At 52.3% G+C, this 20,278-nt stretch carries 18 protein-coding genes; 5 read left to right on the plus strand and 13 right to left on the minus strand.

Annotation, left to right across the window (positions count from 1 at the left end; translation table 11 throughout):
* Positions 1-83 precede the first annotated feature (83 nt).
* The 4 genes from FPZ49_RS05010 to fba all read right to left on the minus strand — a co-directional run bounded on the left by FPZ49_RS05010 (position 84) and on the right by fba (position 6,800).
* The gene (locus FPZ49_RS05010) at positions 84-1,499 is read right to left on the minus strand and encodes a HEAT repeat domain-containing protein (RefSeq protein WP_144844070.1); all 1,416 of its coding nucleotides are present in this window, start codon (positions 1,497-1,499) and stop codon (positions 84-86) included.
* Between the two features lie 450 nt (positions 1,500-1,949).
* Positions 1,950-4,967, minus strand: a complete 3,018-nt coding sequence (locus tag FPZ49_RS05015) for a chondroitinase family polysaccharide lyase (RefSeq protein ID WP_144844072.1) — start codon at positions 4,965-4,967, stop codon at positions 1,950-1,952.
* A gap of 40 nt (positions 4,968-5,007) precedes the next feature.
* The gene (gene pfkB, locus FPZ49_RS05020; protein ID WP_144844075.1) at positions 5,008-5,937 is read right to left on the minus strand and encodes a 1-phosphofructokinase; all 930 of its coding nucleotides are present in this window, start codon (positions 5,935-5,937) and stop codon (positions 5,008-5,010) included.
* On the minus strand, positions 5,934-6,800 hold the full coding sequence (gene fba, locus FPZ49_RS05025) for a class II fructose-1,6-bisphosphate aldolase (protein WP_186445621.1): 867 nt from the start codon (positions 6,798-6,800) through the stop codon (positions 5,934-5,936). The genes pfkB and fba overlap by 4 nt, the downstream gene beginning before the upstream one ends.
* A gap of 229 nt (positions 6,801-7,029) precedes the next feature.
* Between fba and FPZ49_RS05030 the strand changes: the two genes are divergently transcribed.
* Positions 7,030-8,073: an SIS domain-containing protein gene (locus tag FPZ49_RS05030; protein ID WP_144844081.1), complete on the plus strand. Its 1,044-nt coding sequence runs from the start codon at positions 7,030-7,032 to the stop codon at positions 8,071-8,073.
* Positions 8,074-8,200: 127 nt separating this feature from the next.
* Here the strand turns inward: FPZ49_RS05030 and FPZ49_RS05035 are convergent, their stop codons facing one another.
* Together FPZ49_RS05035 and FPZ49_RS05040 are read right to left on the minus strand one after the other, a co-directional pair.
* The gene (locus FPZ49_RS05035; protein WP_144844084.1) at positions 8,201-8,401 is read right to left on the minus strand and encodes a hypothetical protein; all 201 of its coding nucleotides are present in this window, start codon (positions 8,399-8,401) and stop codon (positions 8,201-8,203) included.
* On the minus strand, positions 8,361-8,876 hold the full coding sequence (locus tag FPZ49_RS05040; RefSeq protein ID WP_144844087.1) for a Gfo/Idh/MocA family protein: 516 nt from the start codon (positions 8,874-8,876) through the stop codon (positions 8,361-8,363). Before FPZ49_RS05040 ends, FPZ49_RS05035 begins: the two co-directional genes overlap by 41 nt.
* Positions 8,877-9,054: 178 nt before the next feature.
* On the opposite strand from FPZ49_RS05040, the gene FPZ49_RS05045 reads away from it, so the two are divergent.
* Positions 9,055-9,987, plus strand: a complete 933-nt coding sequence (locus FPZ49_RS05045) for an aldo/keto reductase (RefSeq protein WP_144844090.1) — start codon at positions 9,055-9,057, stop codon at positions 9,985-9,987.
* Between the two features lie 27 nt (positions 9,988-10,014).
* Positions 10,015-10,533 carry a hypothetical protein gene (locus FPZ49_RS05050; RefSeq protein WP_144844093.1) on the plus strand — a complete coding sequence of 173 codons (519 nt, stop codon included), beginning with the start codon at positions 10,015-10,017 and terminating at the stop codon, positions 10,531-10,533.
* Positions 10,534-10,641: 108 nt separating this feature from the next.
* Here FPZ49_RS05050 and FPZ49_RS05055 read toward each other — a convergent pair whose 3' ends face one another.
* The 4 genes from FPZ49_RS05055 to FPZ49_RS05070 all read right to left on the minus strand — a co-directional run bounded on the left by FPZ49_RS05055 (position 10,642) and on the right by FPZ49_RS05070 (position 15,593).
* Positions 10,642-12,294 (minus strand): DUF4091 domain-containing protein, encoded by a 1,653-nt coding sequence (locus FPZ49_RS05055; RefSeq protein ID WP_261381254.1) that lies wholly within the window; start codon positions 12,292-12,294, stop codon positions 10,642-10,644.
* Positions 12,295-12,327: 33 nt separating this feature from the next.
* Entirely contained in the window at positions 12,328-12,603 is a 276-nt protein-coding gene (locus FPZ49_RS05060; protein WP_144844099.1) for a hypothetical protein, read from the minus strand.
* A gap of 123 nt (positions 12,604-12,726) precedes the next feature.
* A complete protein-coding gene (locus FPZ49_RS05065) occupies positions 12,727-14,190 on the minus strand; it encodes a sulfatase-like hydrolase/transferase (protein ID WP_144844101.1) in 1,464 nt (487 codons plus the stop codon).
* 92 nt (positions 14,191-14,282) lie between these two features.
* Entirely contained in the window at positions 14,283-15,593 is a 1,311-nt protein-coding gene (locus FPZ49_RS05070; protein ID WP_144844104.1) for an extracellular solute-binding protein, read from the minus strand.
* A 127-nt stretch (positions 15,594-15,720) separates the two neighbouring features.
* On the opposite strand from FPZ49_RS05070, the gene FPZ49_RS05075 reads away from it, so the two are divergent.
* Together FPZ49_RS05075 and FPZ49_RS05080 are read left to right on the plus strand one after the other, a co-directional pair.
* Positions 15,721-16,611 (plus strand): AraC family transcriptional regulator, encoded by an 891-nt coding sequence (locus FPZ49_RS05075; RefSeq protein WP_222429871.1) that lies wholly within the window; start codon positions 15,721-15,723, stop codon positions 16,609-16,611.
* 307 nt (positions 16,612-16,918) lie between these two features.
* Positions 16,919-17,428, plus strand: coding sequence for an AAA family ATPase (locus FPZ49_RS05080; RefSeq protein ID WP_144844110.1), 510 nt, complete (start codon positions 16,919-16,921; stop codon positions 17,426-17,428).
* Positions 17,429-17,617: 189 nt separating this feature from the next.
* Here FPZ49_RS05080 and FPZ49_RS05085 read toward each other — a convergent pair whose 3' ends face one another.
* The 3 genes from FPZ49_RS05085 to FPZ49_RS05095 all read right to left on the minus strand — a co-directional run.
* Complete coding sequence (locus FPZ49_RS05085) at positions 17,618-18,916, minus strand: Gfo/Idh/MocA family protein (protein WP_144844175.1); 1,299 nt, start codon at positions 18,914-18,916, stop codon at positions 17,618-17,620.
* A gap of 244 nt (positions 18,917-19,160) precedes the next feature.
* Positions 19,161-19,766, minus strand: a complete 606-nt coding sequence (locus FPZ49_RS05090; RefSeq protein ID WP_315899161.1) for a DUF4386 domain-containing protein — start codon at positions 19,764-19,766, stop codon at positions 19,161-19,163.
* A 70-nt stretch (positions 19,767-19,836) separates the two neighbouring features.
* Positions 19,837-20,278 (minus strand): transposase (locus FPZ49_RS05095; RefSeq protein ID WP_144844116.1); only part of this gene is annotated, 442 nt, incomplete at its 5' end.

Raw genomic sequence — 20,278 nt, forward strand, 5'->3', positions numbered from 1 at the left:
ACTTCTTGAGCTGAGCTTAAAACTTATAAAATCTAGTAGTATAAACAAAAAAGGACGGCCGGGGCCGTCCTTCTGTTTATTTATTAAGGATAAAATGTACTTTGTGGGGTGGTCGACGGGCACCAGCGGGATTTCAGCAGAAAGCCGATCAGCACGTCTTTGGCTGCGCCCGTTCCGATATAGTGCAGCGCCTCGGCCGCATGTCCCCGAACATAGCGGTTGTCATCCTCCAGTGCAGCTTCCAGCGCAGGTACGGCGGCTTCGGCAGCCGCTCCCATCCGGCAGAGGGACAATCCTGCGACGAAGCGAACCTGCACATCCTCGTCCTGCAGGCAGCGGATTAGACCGGCGACCACCTGATCGGTCGGCTTGCCGATTAAGGCGAGCGCCTCGGCGACCGTTTGGCGGACAACCGCCTCGCCAGAAGGATGGAGCAGCGCCAGCAAGGATGGAACGGCCTCTTCCGCAAAATGTCTAAGCTCACCTAATGCGAACGCCGCATGCACCACCGTCTGCGTGCGCTCTTCAGCCAGAGCGGCCTGAAGTCCTGCCACCGCTCCCGCTCCAGCAGCCGACAACCCGTACGCCGACGTGCGCGAAACCTTGACATTTTCATGCCGCAGTCCCCGCAATAGCGCCTGTACCCCCGCCTCGCCCATGCCTGCCAGGCGATAGGCCGCATTGATCGCGTTAGGCTCGAAGGCGTCTTCCAGCTGTGCAGCCATGGCCTCAACTTGAGTCTCATCTGCAGCCACCGTGTTGGCCAAGCTGCCCACCTGCCCCGACAGCCAGTTCCACGTGTCCTTCCACATTTCTTCGTGCTCCGTCATGTTAGCGCTATAGGAAGCCGGCTGCTTCCATTCTCGCTCTACACAGTCCCAGCTCGGAGCCGTCGGCGCCTGCGTACGCATGAACTCGAACTTCAGCATGTAGCGCATCTGTCCGACCATATTCGGGGTGGACCGGTGCCAAATATCGTAATGAATGAGGGCAAAGGTTCCTTCCTTGCCGCTGGCTACCGCTTCATATTCTGATTCATCCGCTTCAAAGGTACGGGTATCATAGTTTTGCGTGCCCGGCATCACTCCGGTAGGCCCGAGCTCGACAGGCGTATCCTGCGGGAAGTACATAATCATCGCCCACCACGGATGATGATTGCGGATTTTTTTGTACCCCCAATAGCTATCCTTATGCCAGTTGCCTGGTTTAGGCGCGGCATTGAGATGACCGTGTCTGTGGGTATGCAGCAAATAATCGGGGCCAAGCACACTGGTCAACGCTCCGGTAATAATCGGATGGTCGAAAACCTTCTGCAGCTCCCGTATCCGTGGGAGCAGGTTGTTGCCCGGATTGCCCTCTTTCTCGTACACCAGATTCAGCTGGTCCCTAAGCTGCTGATGAAACGCTTCGGAAAAATCGGTTTTCAGGATCAGAAAGCCTTCGGTAATAAATTTTCTCATCTGCTCATCGGTTAATAACACCGGTACTTCGCGTCCCATACGCTTTCCTCCCAGGATTGGCTGCGGCTTACCTTGCATGATGCAGTAAGCGTTAGCAAATATGATCTTGCTATCATCATACGGGTAAACGACGGCTGCGAGGATAGAGGATGCTAATACATTTTTGCACAATAGTAAGGTGTTCTTATCCATCCATTTGAAGGATTGAGAGTTAAAATGAAAAGCCTGAAATGAGCGACACTCATTCAGGCTTTTTCAAAAATATCCAGCTTCGCTTAGCGCTCCCGATCATACCAGTAGCCGCGAATCCCCGTTTCCATCCGGAGCAGCGCTTCCAGATAGTAATAGTCTCCCCAAATCATATGCTTGATACAGTTCCTCAAATCTGGAAAAGCCGGTTGTAAAGACGATCTCGGTGGAATAGGTTCCAATATTATGAAGTGCATTGCATTGAAAGCAGTAATATTTCCCCATCGATTTGGCCCCCTGTTAAACCTCTGCAATCCTAGGTGCCCGTAATAATACAAACTCATGCGGTATAGCCTCTTTGCATGCCAGCTCGACGACAGTGCTTGCGATATCGCAGCGAACGATACGGAAGCCGGGCATGTCCTTTTGCGCCGCCCACTGTCCCTTCAATCTCATACGCATCGTATGCGTCATGCTTTCGGCGTGCACCCATTGCCGCGAATAGACGCTGACTTCCTTTTGTAGGCCGTGTTCGTCGTATTGATCCTCCTCGAGCCCTTCGTACAGACGAAGATCAGGGTCAACGGCGCTGACTATCAGCCTATCTCCCTCTTCTCGAATCATGACCATGGACGGCGTATCGACAGCGGACAGATGCCCGGTATGAATCGCATCGTCAGCTTCGAACAGGGCGTAGGCGATCGTTTGGCTCCGCGTGTCCTGAACGATATGAGCCGAACGATCTTGGCGCAGTACCCTGTATGCCGCGGTTTCCGGCGATTGCATCTGTAAGCTGAACGCTTCGATGGCCTCGCAATCCGCTCCGACCAAAATGGCGTATTCATAGCGGCCCTCCTTCGGAGCCATGCCATGCTCCAGCCAAGCTGCGGTAAAATTACCCTGCGTATCGGCGCCCGTCGCTTGATGCTTGGAATGCTGGGTCGTTCTGGACACGGCTAAGGCTTGCCCTGCCGGCAGATAATAGCCATTTCCTTTATTGTCCAGCATCCATGCCGCAGAGTTCAGCTGCACCTGCTCCTTATATGGAAACTCGCTGATCGGAGCAGCTCCATTCACCCAAATCGGATCGCCGGGATCAGGCAAATGAGCTTGAAACAGCGTGGTCTCGGTCGGACATACGTCGTTATCGTTCTCAATGTCAGTGCCTAAGCAAATGATCCGGTCATCGAAAAAGAAGGCGGACTTCCGTGCGCGGTGACTTCCTTCGTATTTCGGATGCTCGTGAAGCTTCATCGCAAACATCCCGTTGCGGCCCTCCAGATGAAGGCCGCCGGCGAACGTCTCGTCAGACAGCAGCATTTCTTCGAAGCCGCTGAACGTATCCACGTTGCGGACGTCCGAGCGCAGGGCTTCAATCGGCTTGTGCACGGTCGTCGTCCCTGGCCAGCGGTTCCAATCCCAGCCCTCTTGACGGTAGCCGCTGTCTTCGTTATTGATCGGCTCACCATGGCTCAGGATCTGAAGATGGCCATGCGAAATGTACCGGCCGTACAGATTGGCGTTCACATACGTTTCGTTCGCCCATAAATAGCGGCTGTGCCCCCGCATGCCTGCTAACCAGGAGCCGCGCCGGTGAATGGCTAAAGCGGCATAGTTCATCGTCCAATGCCCGCTTGGATCCGGTTCCGGGGCGATGCCCATCGACAACCATCGGTCGACTGCTTCGATATGCTCGCAGGGCTCCAGCAGCCGCATTGCGGCAGCGGCCACCTCCTGGTCGACCTCCTTCGTCCCGTCCGGTGTCCCGGATTGAGCAAGGTAAATGAACGGCTCCGGATCCAGCGCCCATTTGCCGGTAGGGTGGCGCGCGGCCAGGCTGAGCAGCCACTCGCGCTTGTTACTGTAAAGCCGCATGGCGAGAAGCGCCTTGCGAAGGGCTCCGTGTGCCTCTTCATGGACGCGGTAAGGCGTTCCACTTATCACATACATCATCGGCGTCACACCTTGAAAGCCGCCGACCGCATACGCTGGATAGTGATTCACATGATGATAGGCCGAGCCGTCGATCTTATATGCGGCACGCAAGCCCCGAGCAGGCGACAGCGACTGGCTGAGCCAATCGCGGAACGCCAGAAGCTCGCGCACCTTCTCCGGTGTATCGTCCATGATCAGCAAGCTGGCAAGCATGCCGTGCAGGGTCGTGTTGAAAATATCGATATTGCCCTCTACGTCCGCCAGAGGCGTGTGGATACGCCCCGCACCGCTGTACCAGCGCATCGTCCGCTGTGTCCGCTCCAGGCGCCCCGCTTCTTTCAGCAGGTCCCTCATCAGGAATACGGCCGGGTAGTAATCCCGGAAGTTGTACCCAAAATGATGCACCGTCCCTTGTGAACTGCCGTACGTCCACCCCTGATCATCCAAGTGGTCCAGCGTATCCAGGAACATCGCCCGCAGCTTGACTTGGAGCCTCTCCTGTTCCGTATTACGGAAGCAAACAGCCGTATCCATTAGAAACTGGGAGATTTCACTTAGCATCTCACTGTTCGCCATCACTTTCAGCTCTGCTTTTTGCGATGGCGGGAAATGGTCGAAGAACGGCAGCTCAATCGGCCGGCCAAGGATAGCATTCTCCCTACGCACGATCCCATAGTCGTCAAAACGGCGCTGGAGACGGTCCATGTCTTCCTGTGTGACGACCCGCTTAGGACAAAACAGCTCCTCAAACCTTCGGTTCATGCGCATATGTACGTCAGCCTGCTCCCGTGTTATCGATAGGGGGAGCTCAGACAACGGCTTTAGCTGCTCGAAGGCATAAAGCGCAAGCCAATGGGCGTTAGCGGAAATGTCCGCCCCCTTATTCACGAAAGGAGCCTGGAAGTCCCGCGTGTGAAAACGCGGATCAATCGGTGTATTCAGCATCAGCTGGTCGATGAACAGCGTGCCGCACGCCGCTTCCTTCGGCGTGCGGATGGTAAGCGTGTCCATGTCTGGATGCGGCATGCCCTGCATGTCGCGCTCGAAAGCAACCCAGGCCGTTCGCCAGCCTTGATATTCAAGCGAAAATTCGAATCGGCAATCAATCTGATCGCCGCGACCGAATTCAAAAGAGAGGCAGCCGGCACGCGGGACCGGGTTATAAATCCACACCGCAAACGAGTCGCGCGCCTGGCTGATCGAACCCTTTTGAAACGGACGATAGCCGATCGGCTGCCTGACGGTGATGAACGAATGCTCCGCGAAATCCCACTTCAAGCTGCATGCTCCGTCTTTATAATGCAGATCGCTGATAGACAGGCAGGAATGCTCGTCACTTGCGAAGCATGCCGGGATAGAGTCTTCAAAACTATATATAGGCATCTGGGATCCCCTTATGTTATCCGGTTACAACACCGCATGGTTACAAAGCTCTGACCTCCACCTGCTTGGCATACGCCTGGAACACCGCATAGTCCATATGCCCGGCCTTCTCCGACATGGCATTGGCGGCTGCCGCAGCGGTGGCCATGCGCAGCTTCTCCTCGGGAGACGCATCGCGTTCCTCTGCGAAAGCTATACCGGCGACAAACGAGTCGCCACAGCCAACCGTATTCACGGCTTGAATTGCAGGTGGAATAACACGGTAGCTGCTGCCGTCAATGAATGCGATCGTTCCGCGGCTTCCCAGCGTAACACAGACCTGCGGAATCCCCAAGTTTGCTAGCCGTGCCGCAGCTTCCGCCCATTCGTTCTCTCCGAGCCGGTCTCGACCCATTAACTGGGCCAGCTCCTGCTCGTTCGGCTTCACAAAGTGCGGCCGAGCCTCAAGGCCGCTGTTTAGCGCAGCTCCGCTTGAATCGAGGAAGGCGCGGGAGCCCGCTGACTGGATGATATCGATCAGCTCCGCATAGAAATTCGCCGGGGCTCCGGGAGGCAAGCTGCCGGACAAGACCACAACGCTCGACTGCAAAGCGAGCTTGCGGATCATGACTTTCATTTCAGCGATAGAAGACCAAGCGATCTCCGGTCCCTGCTCCAGAAGCTCTGTAGAGGATCCCGTAGATTCGTCAATGATGTTCAGACAAACGCGCGACTCTCCCGGCACCTGCACGAAAGCGGTTTGGATGCCTCTCTCAGCCAGCCGCTGCTCGATAAAGGAACCACTGCTGCCGCCTACGAATCCGGATGCGGTGACTTCCCCGCCAAGCAGCCGGATGACTTTGGCCACATTGTTGCCCTTACCTCCGGGCTCGGCAATTTGCCGGGCAACGCGATGCACGCCGCCCAGACCAAATTGCTTGACATAATAGGTTTTATCGATCGCCGCATTCAGCGTAACGGTGGTAATCATTTTACATCCCCGGCCTTGCCGATACATCCGCAAAGCTCCATCTTCTCAATCGCCAACCGCTTCACGGCATCTTTTGCCGGAACCATATATTTGCGAGGGTCATTCTCCTCTGGATGAGCTTTGAAAATATCTTTGATCGCATCGGAGAAAGCAATGCGGAGCTCGGTCGCAATGTTCATCTTGGCCATTCCGAGCGCTACAGCCTTCTTCACTTGCTCTGCAGGGATACCGGAGCCGCCATGCAATACAAGCGGTTGTTCAACGAGGCTGGCAATTCGCTCAATCCGAGCAAAGTCGATGTTCGGGTCACCTTTATAAATGCCATGCGCCGTGCCGATCGCCGGAGCCAAGGTAAACACGCCGGTGCGCTCAATAAACAGCTTGCATTCCTCCGGGTCAGCGAGCAGTGCATCACGCTCATCCACGACGATGTCGTCCTCGACGCCACCCACTTTTCCAAGCTCCGCTTCCACGTTCACGCCAGCCGCTGCAGCCACTTCCATCACTTTACGCGTACGCTCCACATTCTCCTCAAACGGGTGCATGGAGGCGTCGATCATAACCGAAGTATAGCCGGCGCGGATGCATTGAACGATCAATGGAAAATCCGTGCAATGATCTAAATGAAGCGCGATCGGCAGTCCGGTGCGATTGGCAGCAACGGTTGCCGCGGCGGCAATGTAATCCGGACCCAAATGCTTAACCGTCCCCACAGTGGATTGAATGATCAACGGAGACTGTGTTTCGGCTGCGGCTTCGACGACAGCTTGAAGCATTTCGAGGGTATGGACATTGAATGCGCCGACGGCATATTTGTTCTTTCTGGCAGCTTGAAGCATAGCAGTGGATGAAATAAGTGGCATAATAAGTTCCTCCTAAAATAGTGTTTGGGGTTAGTTTAGACCAAAACTCCTTCTAATGCAGCCAGTTCCTTTTACTAAATGGCTGTGCCTTTAAGGTTATGATAATCATTTATTGTGATTTTTTCAATCATTATTTTGCATTTATTTTTCATTTTGTTATTGAAATATTGATTTACATGATTTAAAATGGCAACATAACTACCCAAAATGCTTATGGAGGTCATCATTCATGAGTCTTACTTATAGTGAAGTGAAACAGCAATATGCCGCATTGCAGCAAACTTTCGACTACCTGCTTTCGAAAAGAGAGGAGCTTGTCGCCTTCGCCCGCGCTCAATCGGTTACCTCGATTACGTTCGTTGGCTGCGGCTCCAGCTACTGCTTAAGTGAATCTGCCGCTTTCTCCACTCTCCTGCGTGCTGGGATCTCCTCCAGTGCCATTGCCGGCGGCGACCTGATGCTGAATCCGCAGCGCTACCGCTCCTTGCTGGCCAATACTTTGCTGGTTGCCCCATCCCGTTCCGGCAGCACGAGCGAAGTTGTCGAAGCCGTTCGTCTGATTCAAGCCGACAAGCACATTCCGGTGCTGGCGCTCTCTTGTGTCACGGATTCTCCATTATCGAAGAAAGCTGACTTCTCGCTGGAGCTGCCATGGGCGTTCGACCACAGCGTGTGCCAGACCAGAACCGTAACCAACCTTTATACCGCCAACCTTCTGCTGGCTGCCTTCCTTGGCAACGATGAGCAGCTGATTGCCGATATTCAGAAGGCGATTCATCAAGGCGAAGCTTACATGGCTCGCGTTGAAGCCGGAATCCGTGAAGCCGCAAGCTTCCCATGGACCAACGCGGTCGTGCTGGCCGATGGCGAGCTGCAAGGTCTTGCCTCCGAAGGTGCCATCGCATTAACCGAGATAGCCAAGGTGCAGGCTCATTCGTTCCACCTTCTGGATGTGCGTCATGGCCCTATGGTAACGGTCGGTCCGGATACGCTCGTAATCGCAGCCATCTCCGGTGAAGGCACGGAGCACCAGCGCAACCTGATGCGCGATATTAAAGGAAGAGGCGCAAGAATCATTGCCTTTGCTGACCGCTCTGAAGCCGTTTCAACGGACGATGTGGATCTGGCCGTCATTTCGGATAACGAGCTTGACATTGCCGCGCAAGGCATTCCGTTTATTTTCATTCCGCAGATCGTCGCGCTGACCAGCGCCGAACGTCAAGGGATTAACCCCGACCAGCCGGATGGTCTCGTAGCTTGGGTTAAGCTGTAGAGTATATAACACAAATAGGGTGTCCCACATGGGGCACCCTTCCTCTTTACTCGTTTACTTTGTTACTTGGAGAAGTTCTTTTATTTTGTGGGAAGCTCCCGCTTCATACGCTCGATGATGTCTGCGCTCATGCCGCTGGGCAGAGGCAGGTCGATGCGGGCATGGCGCAGATGCCGTATAAAATTTCGTACCCGTGCTCGCTGAGCTCGAAGCTGCACGGATGCAGCCGGCTCCCGTCATCGAGCCAATCGACCAAATCCTTCGTATAATCCGCCTGAATGGCGTCTTTAACGGCCGGCGACCAAAGCGGTTCTTGGCCTTCCAGCACTTGCCCGCACGAATGCCGGGTGAAAGCGCCCCACCGTCCTGTCGGTTTCTGCCCAAGCGTAGCCGTGAGTCCCGTACACCGTCAACCGGTTGTCGGTCCAGAACCTGTCCGCAGACAGGTAAGCCGGACTTAAGTAGCCGCATTCGATGATCCCGGTAACCCCGTTGTCGAAGTGCAGCTCCCCGAAAGCGTAGTCCGGAGACGGATGGCTGTCGTCCAGCTTGTCTTTGCCATGCACATGTCCGACGCCCCAATCTGCTTTGATTCCGCCGTTAATCCACACAATATAATCGACGAAATGGGTTCCGGAATTGTACAGCCAGCCTCGCGTTTTTCCATGGATGCGAACGATTTCACCGATCTCCCCGGAATCGACAACTCGTTTCAGCTTCACGAACGAAGGCAAATATTTATGCTGGTGGCAAACGACCGTCCGAATCCCTGTTAGGAAGATTATCTTATTATCGATGATCATACACGAATTTTTTTGAATCGAATACAAAAAAATCTGTTTTTTTGTTTGTTTATTTTTATTAGCGAGGGTTTCACCCTATAGTTACCTTTTAGTTACTAACGAAACAAAAATTCATTTCTTGTTGAACCGCCGGATGTACCCTATAATTTGGATGACAACGCATAAGGAGTGGATCCAATTGAAATATCGCAGACTCGGAAAAACAGAATTAAAGGTTTCTGTTGTGGGAGTAGGAACTTGGCAGTTCAGCGGAGCCTGGGGAAAAGATTATACCCAGGATGAAGTGGACGCTATTTTGGACAAGGCCCGCGACCTCGGGATCAACCTGCTCGACACCGCGGAATGCTACGGACCTCATCTTTCGGAAAGCTTTATCGGAAGCTACATCGAACGGAGAAAAAACAGAGCGGATTGGGTCATTGCAACCAAATTCGGCCATAACCATCTGGATCGCGAAAATCCTTCGAAAAATTATTGGTCTGCGGAAGAGGTGCTGAAGCAGCTGGACGCATCACTGCTCGCGCTCAAAACCGACTATGTCGATTTGTATCAATTCCATTCCGGTTCGGATGAGGATTTTAACAACGATGAGCTGTGGACAGCTCTGGACAAGCAGGTGCAGGCGGGAAAAGTGCGCAGCCTCGGCATTTCCATCGGCAGCAACAGCAACGTGTATCAAACCGATGCCTCTACCAAGGTAGGCGCCAAGGCGATTCAAGTGATCTACAACCGGCTGGATCAAGTTCCCGAGCAGCATGTATTCCCTTCGTGCCAGCGCCAAGACCTCGGAGTGCTGGCGCGTGTGCCGCTCGCTAGCGGTTTCTTGAGCGGCAAATATAAACCGGGCTCCGTTTTTGCCGAAAATGACGTCCGTTCGCGCCGCGATCAGGAACAGTCACAGACAAGACTGCAGATCGTACAGGACATCGTGCGTAAAGAAGTTCCTGCCGGCGTAGATATGGCTACATGGGCGCTGGCCTGGTGCCTGAAGCATCCCGCCGTATCCTGCGTAATTCCAGGCTGCAAAAGCCCGCAGCAGGTTGAAATGAACGCAGCCGCGGCCACGCTGGACGAGGTAGCTGACGATCATCCGCAAGCGTGGAACAATTAATCGTGCCACAAGGTGGAGTACACGCTCATGCGCGGTAAAGCGGTGATTCTTCCGGACCGGCTCCAGGTGAAGTATCAGGATGTGGACATTCCCGAGCCTTCCGAAGGCGATGTTGTCATCGAAGTGAAGCATTCCTGGATCAGCATTGGAACGGAAAGCTCTTATTTTCGCGGAGAGCGGGTGAATGGCGAAGAACCGTACCGCGAAGGACGCCTTGGCCTTACCCCTACGCTCGCTGGCTATCAAAAGGTCGGCACCGTCGTTTACGCGGGCAGCGCCGCAAACGGTCTGAAGGCCGGAGACAGCGTCTTTGCCACGGTCAGCCGCATGTCCCATATGTTCAAGCCTCGGGGAGGTCATATCAACCCGGCGGTCACGGAGGCCGCCGATCAAGTGGAAGCAACCTGGCAGCTAATTACGGATAAAAAGGCCGCCTGCCTGGGACTGTTGACAAAGGGCAATTCATCTTTGGATGATACAACATCTGGAATTAAAAACGCTGTTGATCCACTATATATTGTAGTGAATCATCAGCGTTTTAATTAGCCGAGGACTTTGTCAACGGTCCCTGCCTCGGGGTCGTTTTAGATTGGTGATAAAAACCAAACAGCCTTGATCTGGTCATTGGCCAGATCAAGGCTATTGGTGTTCAAATTACTGAAGCGAATGTGCAATCGCACGGTTCACGCTCTCCCTCTTATTCAAGAGCCACTGCTCCGACCGCGGATACTCGGTAAACGTGATCGGCTGCTCCACATCCTCCTCCAGCAGTGCGATTACCTTCTCGCGGCCAATTAGGCTTTCGAGTAACCGCAGCGCTCTCAAATCCTGCAAGGCCTCATAAAACACTTCTAGCCGAAGGGATTCAATGGGTTGGCCGCCCTGTCCCGGGTAGACTAGAAACGCGTCACCCGAAGAGAAAGCATAATCCGCATCCGTATTGATGAACGGATTAATCGGCTTTTTGGAATAGCGTGCGTTCCAGAAATTATAGCCCCAGTGCAAAAAGCCGGCGGCATCGAATTTATACAGCTGGATCCCGATAATCCGGTTTCTTGCCGAAGGCATGCAAAAAAAACGATTGGAAGTCTTCACTCTTTGAGCTCCACAGTAATAGGTCCACAAAGGCTTTACCCCGCCTGCAATAAACGGCTCGATATGGTTGCTGGCCGGAACCGGGATTTGGACCGCTCCTTGCTCGTAATAGGCGTAATCGGACAGGGCATCGATCACCGGAAATTTGTCCAAATACAATCGGGTGAATTGGCTCACCTTGATGTACTGCTCCAAATCCCCGCTCCTTGGCTCATCCGAATTATGAAAGTAGCAGCGATGCTCCAGAGCATGCTTCTTGATGAAATCCACAAGTGCCGGCAAAAACTGGCTGAGGAAGTGGAGATATTCCGGACCAGCCGAATCCGTTTCCCATCCAAAAATTTTACGTTCGCCGCCATTCTCAACAGCGATGATTTTCGGAGCATGCTTGGCTCCCCATTGCGTAAACAGGTGGGAAAACTCGAAGTACTCGACACCAAGCCGGCTGCCCATTTCGATCCAGCGCTCTAATTTTTCGAACCTGAAGCTGTATTTGTCACTATGCTTCTCAACATCAACAAGCTGCACCGTAAGTCGTTCCCCGCCGATCGCCGTATCCAGAGGAGGGGTAAAAATGGGCGTTAAAATCATGTTGATCCCGTGCTTGACCGCCGTTTGAATGTAGCTCTCAACAATCTGCCAGTAGGGTTCGCTGAATACCTCCAGCCCGTAATAAACAGCGAGGCAATCCGTATGAAGCCATTCCGTGTGCACGAGCGTTTGCTTCGGCAGGGCACAGTCCAATATTTCAAGCGTAAAGCATTCCGAGCCGATTGGCTCCCCGGAAGCATTCTCAAACAACACATCGACCGGATAACGCCCTGGCGCGACCTTCCCATCCGGCGTCACGGTTACCCATACGGAACGCCATTGCCCGGGAAATGCTGTAATTCCGTCCTCGGGTACAATGGGATACAGAGGATCGGGGTATAACCCAGGCGCTTTACGCAGCACATGATCATCCGAGCCGGAATTATAGGGTAATTCGGACGGCGCCAGCCCTACCGATCGAATCGTGATGCAACCCTCAAGAGAAGAAACCGCCTTCACTTGAATCGATTTCATCAGCATCTCAGAGCGGTAGGCGACCTGAAACGAGTACGTCTCGTTGCTCAGCGCACTGCCGGTAACAAAACCGGGTCCATTGAGCAGATCATCCGCAAACACCTTTGCAAGCGAGCTTAAACACTTGGTTTCCAACAACTCCGTCACGGGGATCTCTTCCTTTTCCTATTTCTGTTGTTCTTATTTCTTTTGCGCCTGGTATGCCTTGTTGACCGCATCCAGCACCTTGCTGCCGCCCTGCTCGCGCCACTTCTTGGACAGCTCCGCGGTACCTGCGTCAATGTCCTTTTTGCCTGTCATCATATCCACAAAATATTGCTTGTAAAGCTCATTTAGAACGCTTCCGAGCTCCACTTCCTCGTCGGTCGTCGACTTTATCAGGTTAGGCACCATATTTTGCGTAGCGATGTCAACCGATTCCTTGGCCCGGTCCGCTTGCACCTCCGTTTGCGGCAAATAGTTTTCCGTCAGCGGCCAAACGACGTTCCCCTACGCCAGCGGATGAGACCAGCCATTCGAGGTAAATCCGTCCTTGGCGCCGGAAATGCCGAAGGACGGCCACAGACCGTCCTCTTCTCTTTATTTCACCAGCGGCTTGAAGGCTGCGCCTTCCGTAATGCCCGGCGCCAGCGAGTTCAGCTGACCAAAGCCCGTAACGGGAGCGGCGATGCCCTCCTTCCCGGGGATGGCATATTGACCGAACCATTCGCCAAGCCGCAGCCGCAGCGCTTCCAGCACCATCTGGCATGGCGGATCTCCGGCCCGGTTAACCTCCTCGTTCGGGTCATCCTGCAGATCATAGAGCTCATGCGGTCCGTAGGGATAGCGATGCACGTATTTCCACTCCCGGGTGCGGATCATCCGGACCGGGCCATATTCGTCGTAGATGACGATGTCATCTCGTCCGGCTCCGGCCTGTCCCTGCAGCAGATCATAAAAGCTGCGGCCGGGCAGCCGGTCCTGCTCGGGATTGGACAGCCCCGCGTAATCCAGCAGGGTAGGAAATACGTCATACTGGCTGAGCAGCTCCTCTCGCACCCTTCCCGTGGGAATAACCCCCGGATGGCTGAAAATCGCAGGCACCTTGACCGACGTATCGTACATATTGAGGGGAAACGTACCGTTTCCTTTGCCCCAAATCCCGTGATGCCCCATGTTCATGCCGTTATCGCCCATAAACACGATTAACGTTTGCTCCCGAAGCCCCCTCTCCTCTAGCCTATCAATGATTTGGCCGATCCCGTCGTCCATGGCCGTGATCGAGGCGTAATAGCCGCGCAGCAGCTCCTTCCGCCGTTCACCTTCTCCATGCGGAGCCGTCTGTGCCTGGTTCGGATGAAGCGGCAGCTCCGGCACCGAGTCGAACGGGCAGTCGTCGTACAGGGACAGGTACGATTCCGGATGCTCCGAGCGGTCCCAAGGTGAATGCGGCGCCGTGTAATGCACGCTCAAATAGAACGGAGCATCCTGTCCCCCTAGCTCATCTAAAAATTGCAGTGCATGCTCTGTAATCAGATCGGTCACGTATCCATCCACGATTTGTACCTCGCCATGCTCAACGATATCCGGCTTCATGTAGGAGCAGCCTCCTCTAGCAATCGAAAACCAGCGCTCAAAGCCTTTCCTTGGGACGGCGTTATTGCCCAAATGCCACTTGCCGCTTAACGCGCAGGCATAGCCTGCTTCAGCAAGCAGCTCCGTATAGGTCGGCTGACCGGCTAAATAATCGATGGCGATCCGCTCATCGGCAAACATCGGCTGCTGGCGCACCTCTTCGCTGAGGCCGCTACGATTTACGTTGCCCGAGCGAATCCAGTCATGAACCCCATGCTGGGACGGGATTCTCCCGGTCAGAATGGACGCCCGCGCAGGCGAGCAAACCGGCGAGGTGCAAAAAAAGTGATCGAACCGGATCCCTTGATCGGCAAGACGGTCGAGATGAGGTGTGCGAATTTCACGGTTGCCGCTGCTACCCAGCGCCCAGCTGCCCATATCATCTGCGAGGATGAAAACGATGTTCGGTTTGCGGCGGTTATTTTCCATTGGCTTCAGGTCCTCCCGATTTGACAATTTTTACGAATCGCTCCAGCCATTGCTCAGCTTGGCTCATTTATTCACGCCTCCTGTGAATCCTCTTATTTTTTCAGCGATTGGAGCTCCGACGCTGCCGCTTCCTGCACTTCCCTGAGCGCCGTGATCGTGTCCTTCTTACCCGCAGCAATGTCGGTGAAGGCGGTGTTCATTCGCTTGGCGACAATGTCATCATATTTAGTGACGTAGGAGGCAGCAGCTCGTGTGGCTGGGAAGAACGCCCCCACATCTTTACCCTTGAAATTTTTCCCATTGGCCGGATCGCCTTCCGTTCCAAACGCCTTAATAATTTCTGGATTACGCACGCTTGGGATGGTCCCGGCTTTGGAGATGCGCATCTGGTAGTCATCGGTCGTCAGCGCCTTCAAAATTTCGAACGCTAGCTCTTTATTTTTGCTCGTGCTGGAAATATTCATAAATGTAGGATACACTTGCGGGCCCACGCCCGGCGCCTCGGTATAAGTAGGCATGCTCACCATATCCCAGCTGTCAAAATCCCATTTGCCGAACTGGTAGGCCATCATGGCCACGTTTTTTTCTTTGCTGAACATATCGGTTGTCGCCGGCTCATTTCCGGGAATGCTCGCAAATCGGGTAAAGTTATCCATAAACAGCTTGAATTTGTCGTCGTTTACGAGCACCTTTTGAGCCTTCGGATCGTAATAGGAGAGCGATAATTGGTTCACGTTATACATAAACGGATAGCGTGTCGCAAAGCCATAGTACGGGGTGCCATTGTCGGTCCGGGTCAATTTTTTGGCCAAATCGTACACCTGATCCCACGTCATGCCGTCCTTCGGATAAGCCACACCGAACTTGTCAAAGATCTCTTTGTTATAAAATAATGCGACCGGAGCGCTGCTGACCGGAAAGCCGTAAATGCCTCCGCTGCCGAACTGCTTTTGATATTCGAGGGCATAGGGCTCCAGCCGGTTCAGATCGAAGCCGTTTTTCTTAATCAGCTCAGACATGTCAAACAGCAAATTCGTCTCGGCCAAGGATGGAAAAGAAAAGATAGAGCTGATGATCAAATCGATCTGCTGACCGGAAACGACGAGCTCCTGCGGCGTCATCCCTTTGCCTGTTGCGATAAAATTGATTTTTACTTTCGGAAATTTGGCATGGATTTCTTTGCCGAAATCCGTAGCATTAAACCAGTCCAGGTTGGCGGTCGCATTGGACACATTGTAGATTACGATTTCAGCAGCTTCGGTACCGAGCTTGCCTTGTGTACCCGAATCAGCCTTTGCCGGCGCTTGAGCTTCTGTTTGTATTTGGCCGGCACCTTGGCTGCATGCGGCTAATAAACCGGCAACCGGGAGTACATACAAGGCTTTTTTCCAACGTGTCCACATGATGGTAATCCCCCTTATTCGCAAACGTTTACAGCACTAAGAATACTATTTACAGCCTGCCGATCCCATGGCAAAATTGACGATAGACTTGACAATTCTTACGATCAACGAGGAGGTGGAGCCCGCCGTGTTTATTCTGCACCCTGATGCTCAAAGGCTAGAATTCAGTCTAGAACCCCGATGGATTCGGCATATGCATAAGCCGCACGATTTCAGCTTTGGGCCCGTCTCCACTCCCTTGCCTGTTTTTTGGCTCATGCTGGATGGTGAGCGCACCATTCAAATCGAGGATGAATGCCATGTGATCCGCAAAGGCGATCTGATCGTGTTCCCGCCCGGCTTACCTTATCAGCTCCTTTCGGCCGAAGCCGGCTCCCCCGTTCGGTACTTATCGCTTAGCTGCACGGTCAGGCTCGGACCGTTCGATTTCCATGAGCTGTACCCGTTCCCTAAGTTAACAGCTGTCTTTGACGAAGCGATCTTCCACCGGCTTGCCGACCATTGGATGGAGTCTGTCCGCTTATTCGATCAATTTGTCGCACTATACGAACACGATGCCTCCGATGGGAGTCCCTCCAGCTTGGCGGTTTCACTTGCCCTGCTTCGTGTACAGGGTGCCTTGCAGCAATGGTTTGCGCATTTAATGGCCCTGCTGGGGCCGCAGCTGCCGGAGCAGCCCCCGGACATCGATCCCCGCATTATAAAAGCCTGCACTTATTTGCAAGAGCACGTGCATGAGCCTCTCACACTCGAGAAGCTGGCCGCGCATGTCTATTTGAGTCCGAGCCATTTCAGCTACTTGTTCCGGAGGGCTCTCGGTCAGCCTCCCGCCCAGTATGTGCGCAGCTACCGAATCCGTCTGGCCAAAGAGCTGCTGCTGCAGACCTCATGGCCGGTCGGCGAAATCTCACAGCGTGTAGGCTATGGCGAGCTTAGTGAATTCAGCCGCGCGTTCCGCCATGCATCAGGTCTTAGTCCGCAGGCGTACCGCCAGCAGTGGCGGCATACGAATATTTGATTGATTCCAAAAAGAAAACCAGAAAAGGCCTACTGTTTCCAGAAAGCCGTAAATATCATTTATTATAATAATATTTTATCTGGTGCTGATTCTGATAAATCAAATATATTATTTGGTAGGTGACATGAGTAAAACGGAGGAAGTTGGCTCACGAAATTAGGGCGTGTATTTGAAGTATTCGCGTAGCAGGATTATTATCAAAGAAGACCATATTTTTATACATTGGGAAGATTATGGCAATCCTCGCGGTTTATATCCCTGAAACATCTAATATATTGTGCTTATCCAGTTGAATGGAGGGTCTACCATGGGCATTAGGAATTATATGATTGGAGGCGTTTCCGGCGCCGGCAAAACTACGGTCTGCAACGAATTGCAGCGGCGAGGCTACCATGCCATTCATGGAGACCGTGAATTGGCTTATCAAGGCGATCCGGAAACTGGTACCCCGACGGATGGCTTTAAACCCGAACACCACATTTGGAATGTAGATAAAGTAAAAACTTTGGTCGACAATCAGGATGAGGCGGTAACATTTTTCTGCGGTGGTTCGCGGAATTTTTCCAAATTCATCGATCTCTTCGACGGCGTGTTTGTCCTTGAGGTCGACCTGGAAACCTCTCTCCGGCGGATTGATGAGCGAGTGGCACTTGACCCAACTGACTGGGGTGGCAGACCAGAGGAACGGGAAATCAGTGAGCGCTTGCATCAAACGAAGGAAGGCATTCCTAAAAACGGGATTATAATTGACGCGACCGCACCGATCGCGCACGTCGTTGACGAAATCCTCCATCAAATCGAAGCAAATAAACGCTAAGGACAGTAACTTACGGGCGCTCAAGGACAGCCCAATACATCAGTGCATCTGGATACGAACAGGACCATTCACTGCGTTAACTGGGAACGTTAGTTCAATAAACCGCCTTTTTCTCTAAGGCGGTTTTATTATGGTCAGATATCAACATTAGAATTTATCATAGCCTTAATTGAATATAAACAACGTTATTTACAAGACCCTCGGTAATACTTCGATTTCCATCGTTTTGCCTTCCAATCTTGAACGTTCAGCCCTAAAACCAATCTGGTGGCCATTGACGGATTTTTCTAGAGCCGTGGAAGAAATCGATGGCTCCTCCCCTCGTAAAACACTTACAAAGTCGGCAACCAGCAGTAGATCCCCTCCACCGTGGCTGTCATCGGTTACATTGACCGAGATCCGCCGCTCCGAATATTCATGACCTTTTCTTGGATCCGGATGTCTGACCACAAAGCTTCCGTCTTCCAAGACACCCACTATTTCGCCTTTTGTTCCGATGATGTGAATGGTGCGGCACGGTCTCGAAGTCGCTCCAACCATGTTGTGTGTCGCTGTGCTGCCACCTTCGAATTCAACCATGACGGATTGATGGTCTACCACATCGTTATCGCAATGCCACACGCATCGGCCATATGGGTTATCCGTTCGCAGGGATTCGATTTGCTCATCCAGGCAAGGGGATTGCCCCAAATATGAATTACTCCAAACGTAGAAGCCCCATCGTCCCTGTTCAATATAGTTTTTACGTGCTGAGTAAGGACATTGCTCCTCGATTTGGCAATCCACCAAGCAGCGTTTCCCAGCACCCAGCGGTGCATTTTCCGGCCTGAACTGCATTAAACTCCCAAAGCTGCTCACTTTTCTCGGCTGCTTTCCAACCATCCAGGTCATGATATCCAGATCGTGGCAGCATTTGGCCATCAGCATGGACGACTTGCTGTTTTCTTCGGAATTCCATTTTCCCCGAATGTAGGATACCGCCATATGATGATAGCTTACATGCTCGGCCGTTTGAATGTTGACGATATCGCCGATCTCACCGGACAAAACGACTTCGCGAATGGCTTTGTAAAAAGGAGCATACCGTAAAACATGACAAATCATAACTTTTCGCCCATACGTTTGTGCAGCTTGATACAACTGCATCATCTGCTCTTCCGACGTTGCTATGGGCTTTTCTAGCAGGACATCATATCCCGCTTCTAGCAGTGGAATCGTCGTTACTATATGGAGATCATCCATTGTCCCATTAATCGCTGCGTTCGCAATTTGGGGCCCTTTTATCAGCTGCTCCACCGTTTCAAAGCAACCCTTTTCATCGATGCCAAATCGTTCTGCCGTCAGTTTCCTACGCACAGGGTCCGGTTCGACGACCCCTACAATCCGAAGGTTGTCCGGTTGCTTTACGGCATTGGAAGCATACAACAGACTGCGATGTCCTGCCCCTACAATGACAGCAGTAATCGGATTATTTTGTTCACCATTCATTTTCACATGCCATCCCCCCAATGTTCCTCATCATCCGGAACGACTTAAACATGAATAAGGTAAAATATGTCTTTATAATATAGTTCTAATGCTATTTACAAATCCCTCCCTGCAACGGTCCAGCCAACCCGATTTTTTTGTTTCGTTCCTACAACAATAAAAAGCCCGCTCCAATAAGGAACGAGCCTGCGTCATTGCTGTAAAACCTCAGCGACTAAAAGATTGCCATCCGTTCGTTCGGCTTCTATTTTTCAACGATGGAAGCAAGGGCAGATTCATTGAAGCCTTTAAAGATGAGCCACACTGCTAAAATCATTTCATTGGCGAATATTGGAAGCGCCAAAATTGCACCCCAAACAGAAACCTGCTCAATTACACCGAACATTACTAACAAAGCACAAAGAAAAATAAAGGCAGACCCTGTGATTCCCAAAATGGGGATAAACCTGGGTACGAGCTTGGATTTATATAGAATAAAACTGTACATCATGGTATTGATGCCCAGCATGAAATTGGGGCCAAGTAAAAACGTCCAGTCATGTATTGCTCTCAAAGTAACACCTGAAGCTTGAAAATAAGCGGGATTCACGGCTCCTGCTGCTACAAATTCTCGGCTTAAGGTTACTAGGGATAGTACGCTGATTACTCCAACTGTAATAATCAACGCTTCCAGAAACCTGAAGCAAACATGCCATAGAGCTATAGTTTCATTATATTTCCTTAAAATCGGAAACATTGTAGTTGCAGTACCCACTGCCGATACGACAAGAATTAATTCCATAAGCGCTCCCAGTATAACCTGGTTCGCATGTTCAGAACCCTTAATTAGTTGCTCCTGAAAAAGTCGAATTTGACAAAGTCACTTTTTTGACTACGACTTTTTATATCGAAAAATTACCATGTAATCCCAGTTAGTTGCTCTATTTGATCATTTGAGCCGCTCTTTTGAGGTTGTGAACCCAGATTCCTAAACCGACCCAGGTTTTTGAGCCAGCAAAGCCCCGATACCGGCTGCGATTCAAGCCGTACTTTCGTTTCAGTAAGCTTATTTTGGCTTCGCCTGCAGCGCGATATCGCTGCAAGTCCTTGAACCAGAGCTGAGACTCGTACTCAGTCCGCTTCTTGCTTTTCTTCCCTTTGAAGGGAATGCTGACACGGCTGACCCCGAGTTCGGTTAACTTGGTCTCATTTTTCTTGCTGCCAAAGCCTCGATCCGTTGCGACAGCTTTCGGAACAGAGCCGAACCGCTCTTTATGCTGCTCTACTGCGGTCACAAGTAATTCATCGTCCGCCGGATTGCCTTTATAAAGCTCGTAGCCGGTAACGAAACCACTTTCCGTTTCGTCGATTCGAGCTTTATAG

Source organism: Paenibacillus cremeus, assembly GCF_007786445.1.
GTDB lineage: Bacteria > Bacillota > Bacilli > Paenibacillales > NBRC-103111 > Paenibacillus_G > Paenibacillus_G cremeus.

Coding starts and splice junctions, on each gene's coding strand:
- FPZ49_RS05010 (WP_144844070.1), bottom strand. CDS start 1,499: ATGGGACGCGAAGTACCGGTGTTATTAACCGATGAGCAGATGAGAAAA.
- FPZ49_RS05015 (WP_144844072.1), bottom strand. CDS start 4,967: ATGCCTATATATAGTTTTGAAGACTCTATCCCGGCATGCTTCGCAAGT.
- pfkB (WP_144844075.1), bottom strand. CDS start 5,937: ATGATTACCACCGTTACGCTGAATGCGGCGATCGATAAAACCTATTAT.
- fba (WP_186445621.1), bottom strand. CDS start 6,800: ATGCCACTTATTTCATCCACTGCTATGCTTCAAGCTGCCAGAAAGAAC.
- FPZ49_RS05030 (WP_144844081.1), top strand. CDS start 7,030: ATGAGTCTTACTTATAGTGAAGTGAAACAGCAATATGCCGCATTGCAG.
- FPZ49_RS05040 (WP_144844087.1), bottom strand. CDS start 8,876: ATGATCATCGATAATAAGATAATCTTCCTAACAGGGATTCGGACGGTC.
- FPZ49_RS05050 (WP_144844093.1), top strand. CDS start 10,015: ATGCGCGGTAAAGCGGTGATTCTTCCGGACCGGCTCCAGGTGAAGTAT.
- FPZ49_RS05065 (WP_144844101.1), bottom strand. CDS start 14,190: ATGGAAAATAACCGCCGCAAACCGAACATCGTTTTCATCCTCGCAGAT.
- FPZ49_RS05070 (WP_144844104.1), bottom strand. CDS start 15,593: ATGTGGACACGTTGGAAAAAAGCCTTGTATGTACTCCCGGTTGCCGGT.
- FPZ49_RS05080 (WP_144844110.1), top strand. CDS start 16,919: ATGGGCATTAGGAATTATATGATTGGAGGCGTTTCCGGCGCCGGCAAA.
- FPZ49_RS05085 (WP_144844175.1), bottom strand. CDS start 18,916: ATGAATGGTGAACAAAATAATCCGATTACTGCTGTCATTGTAGGGGCA.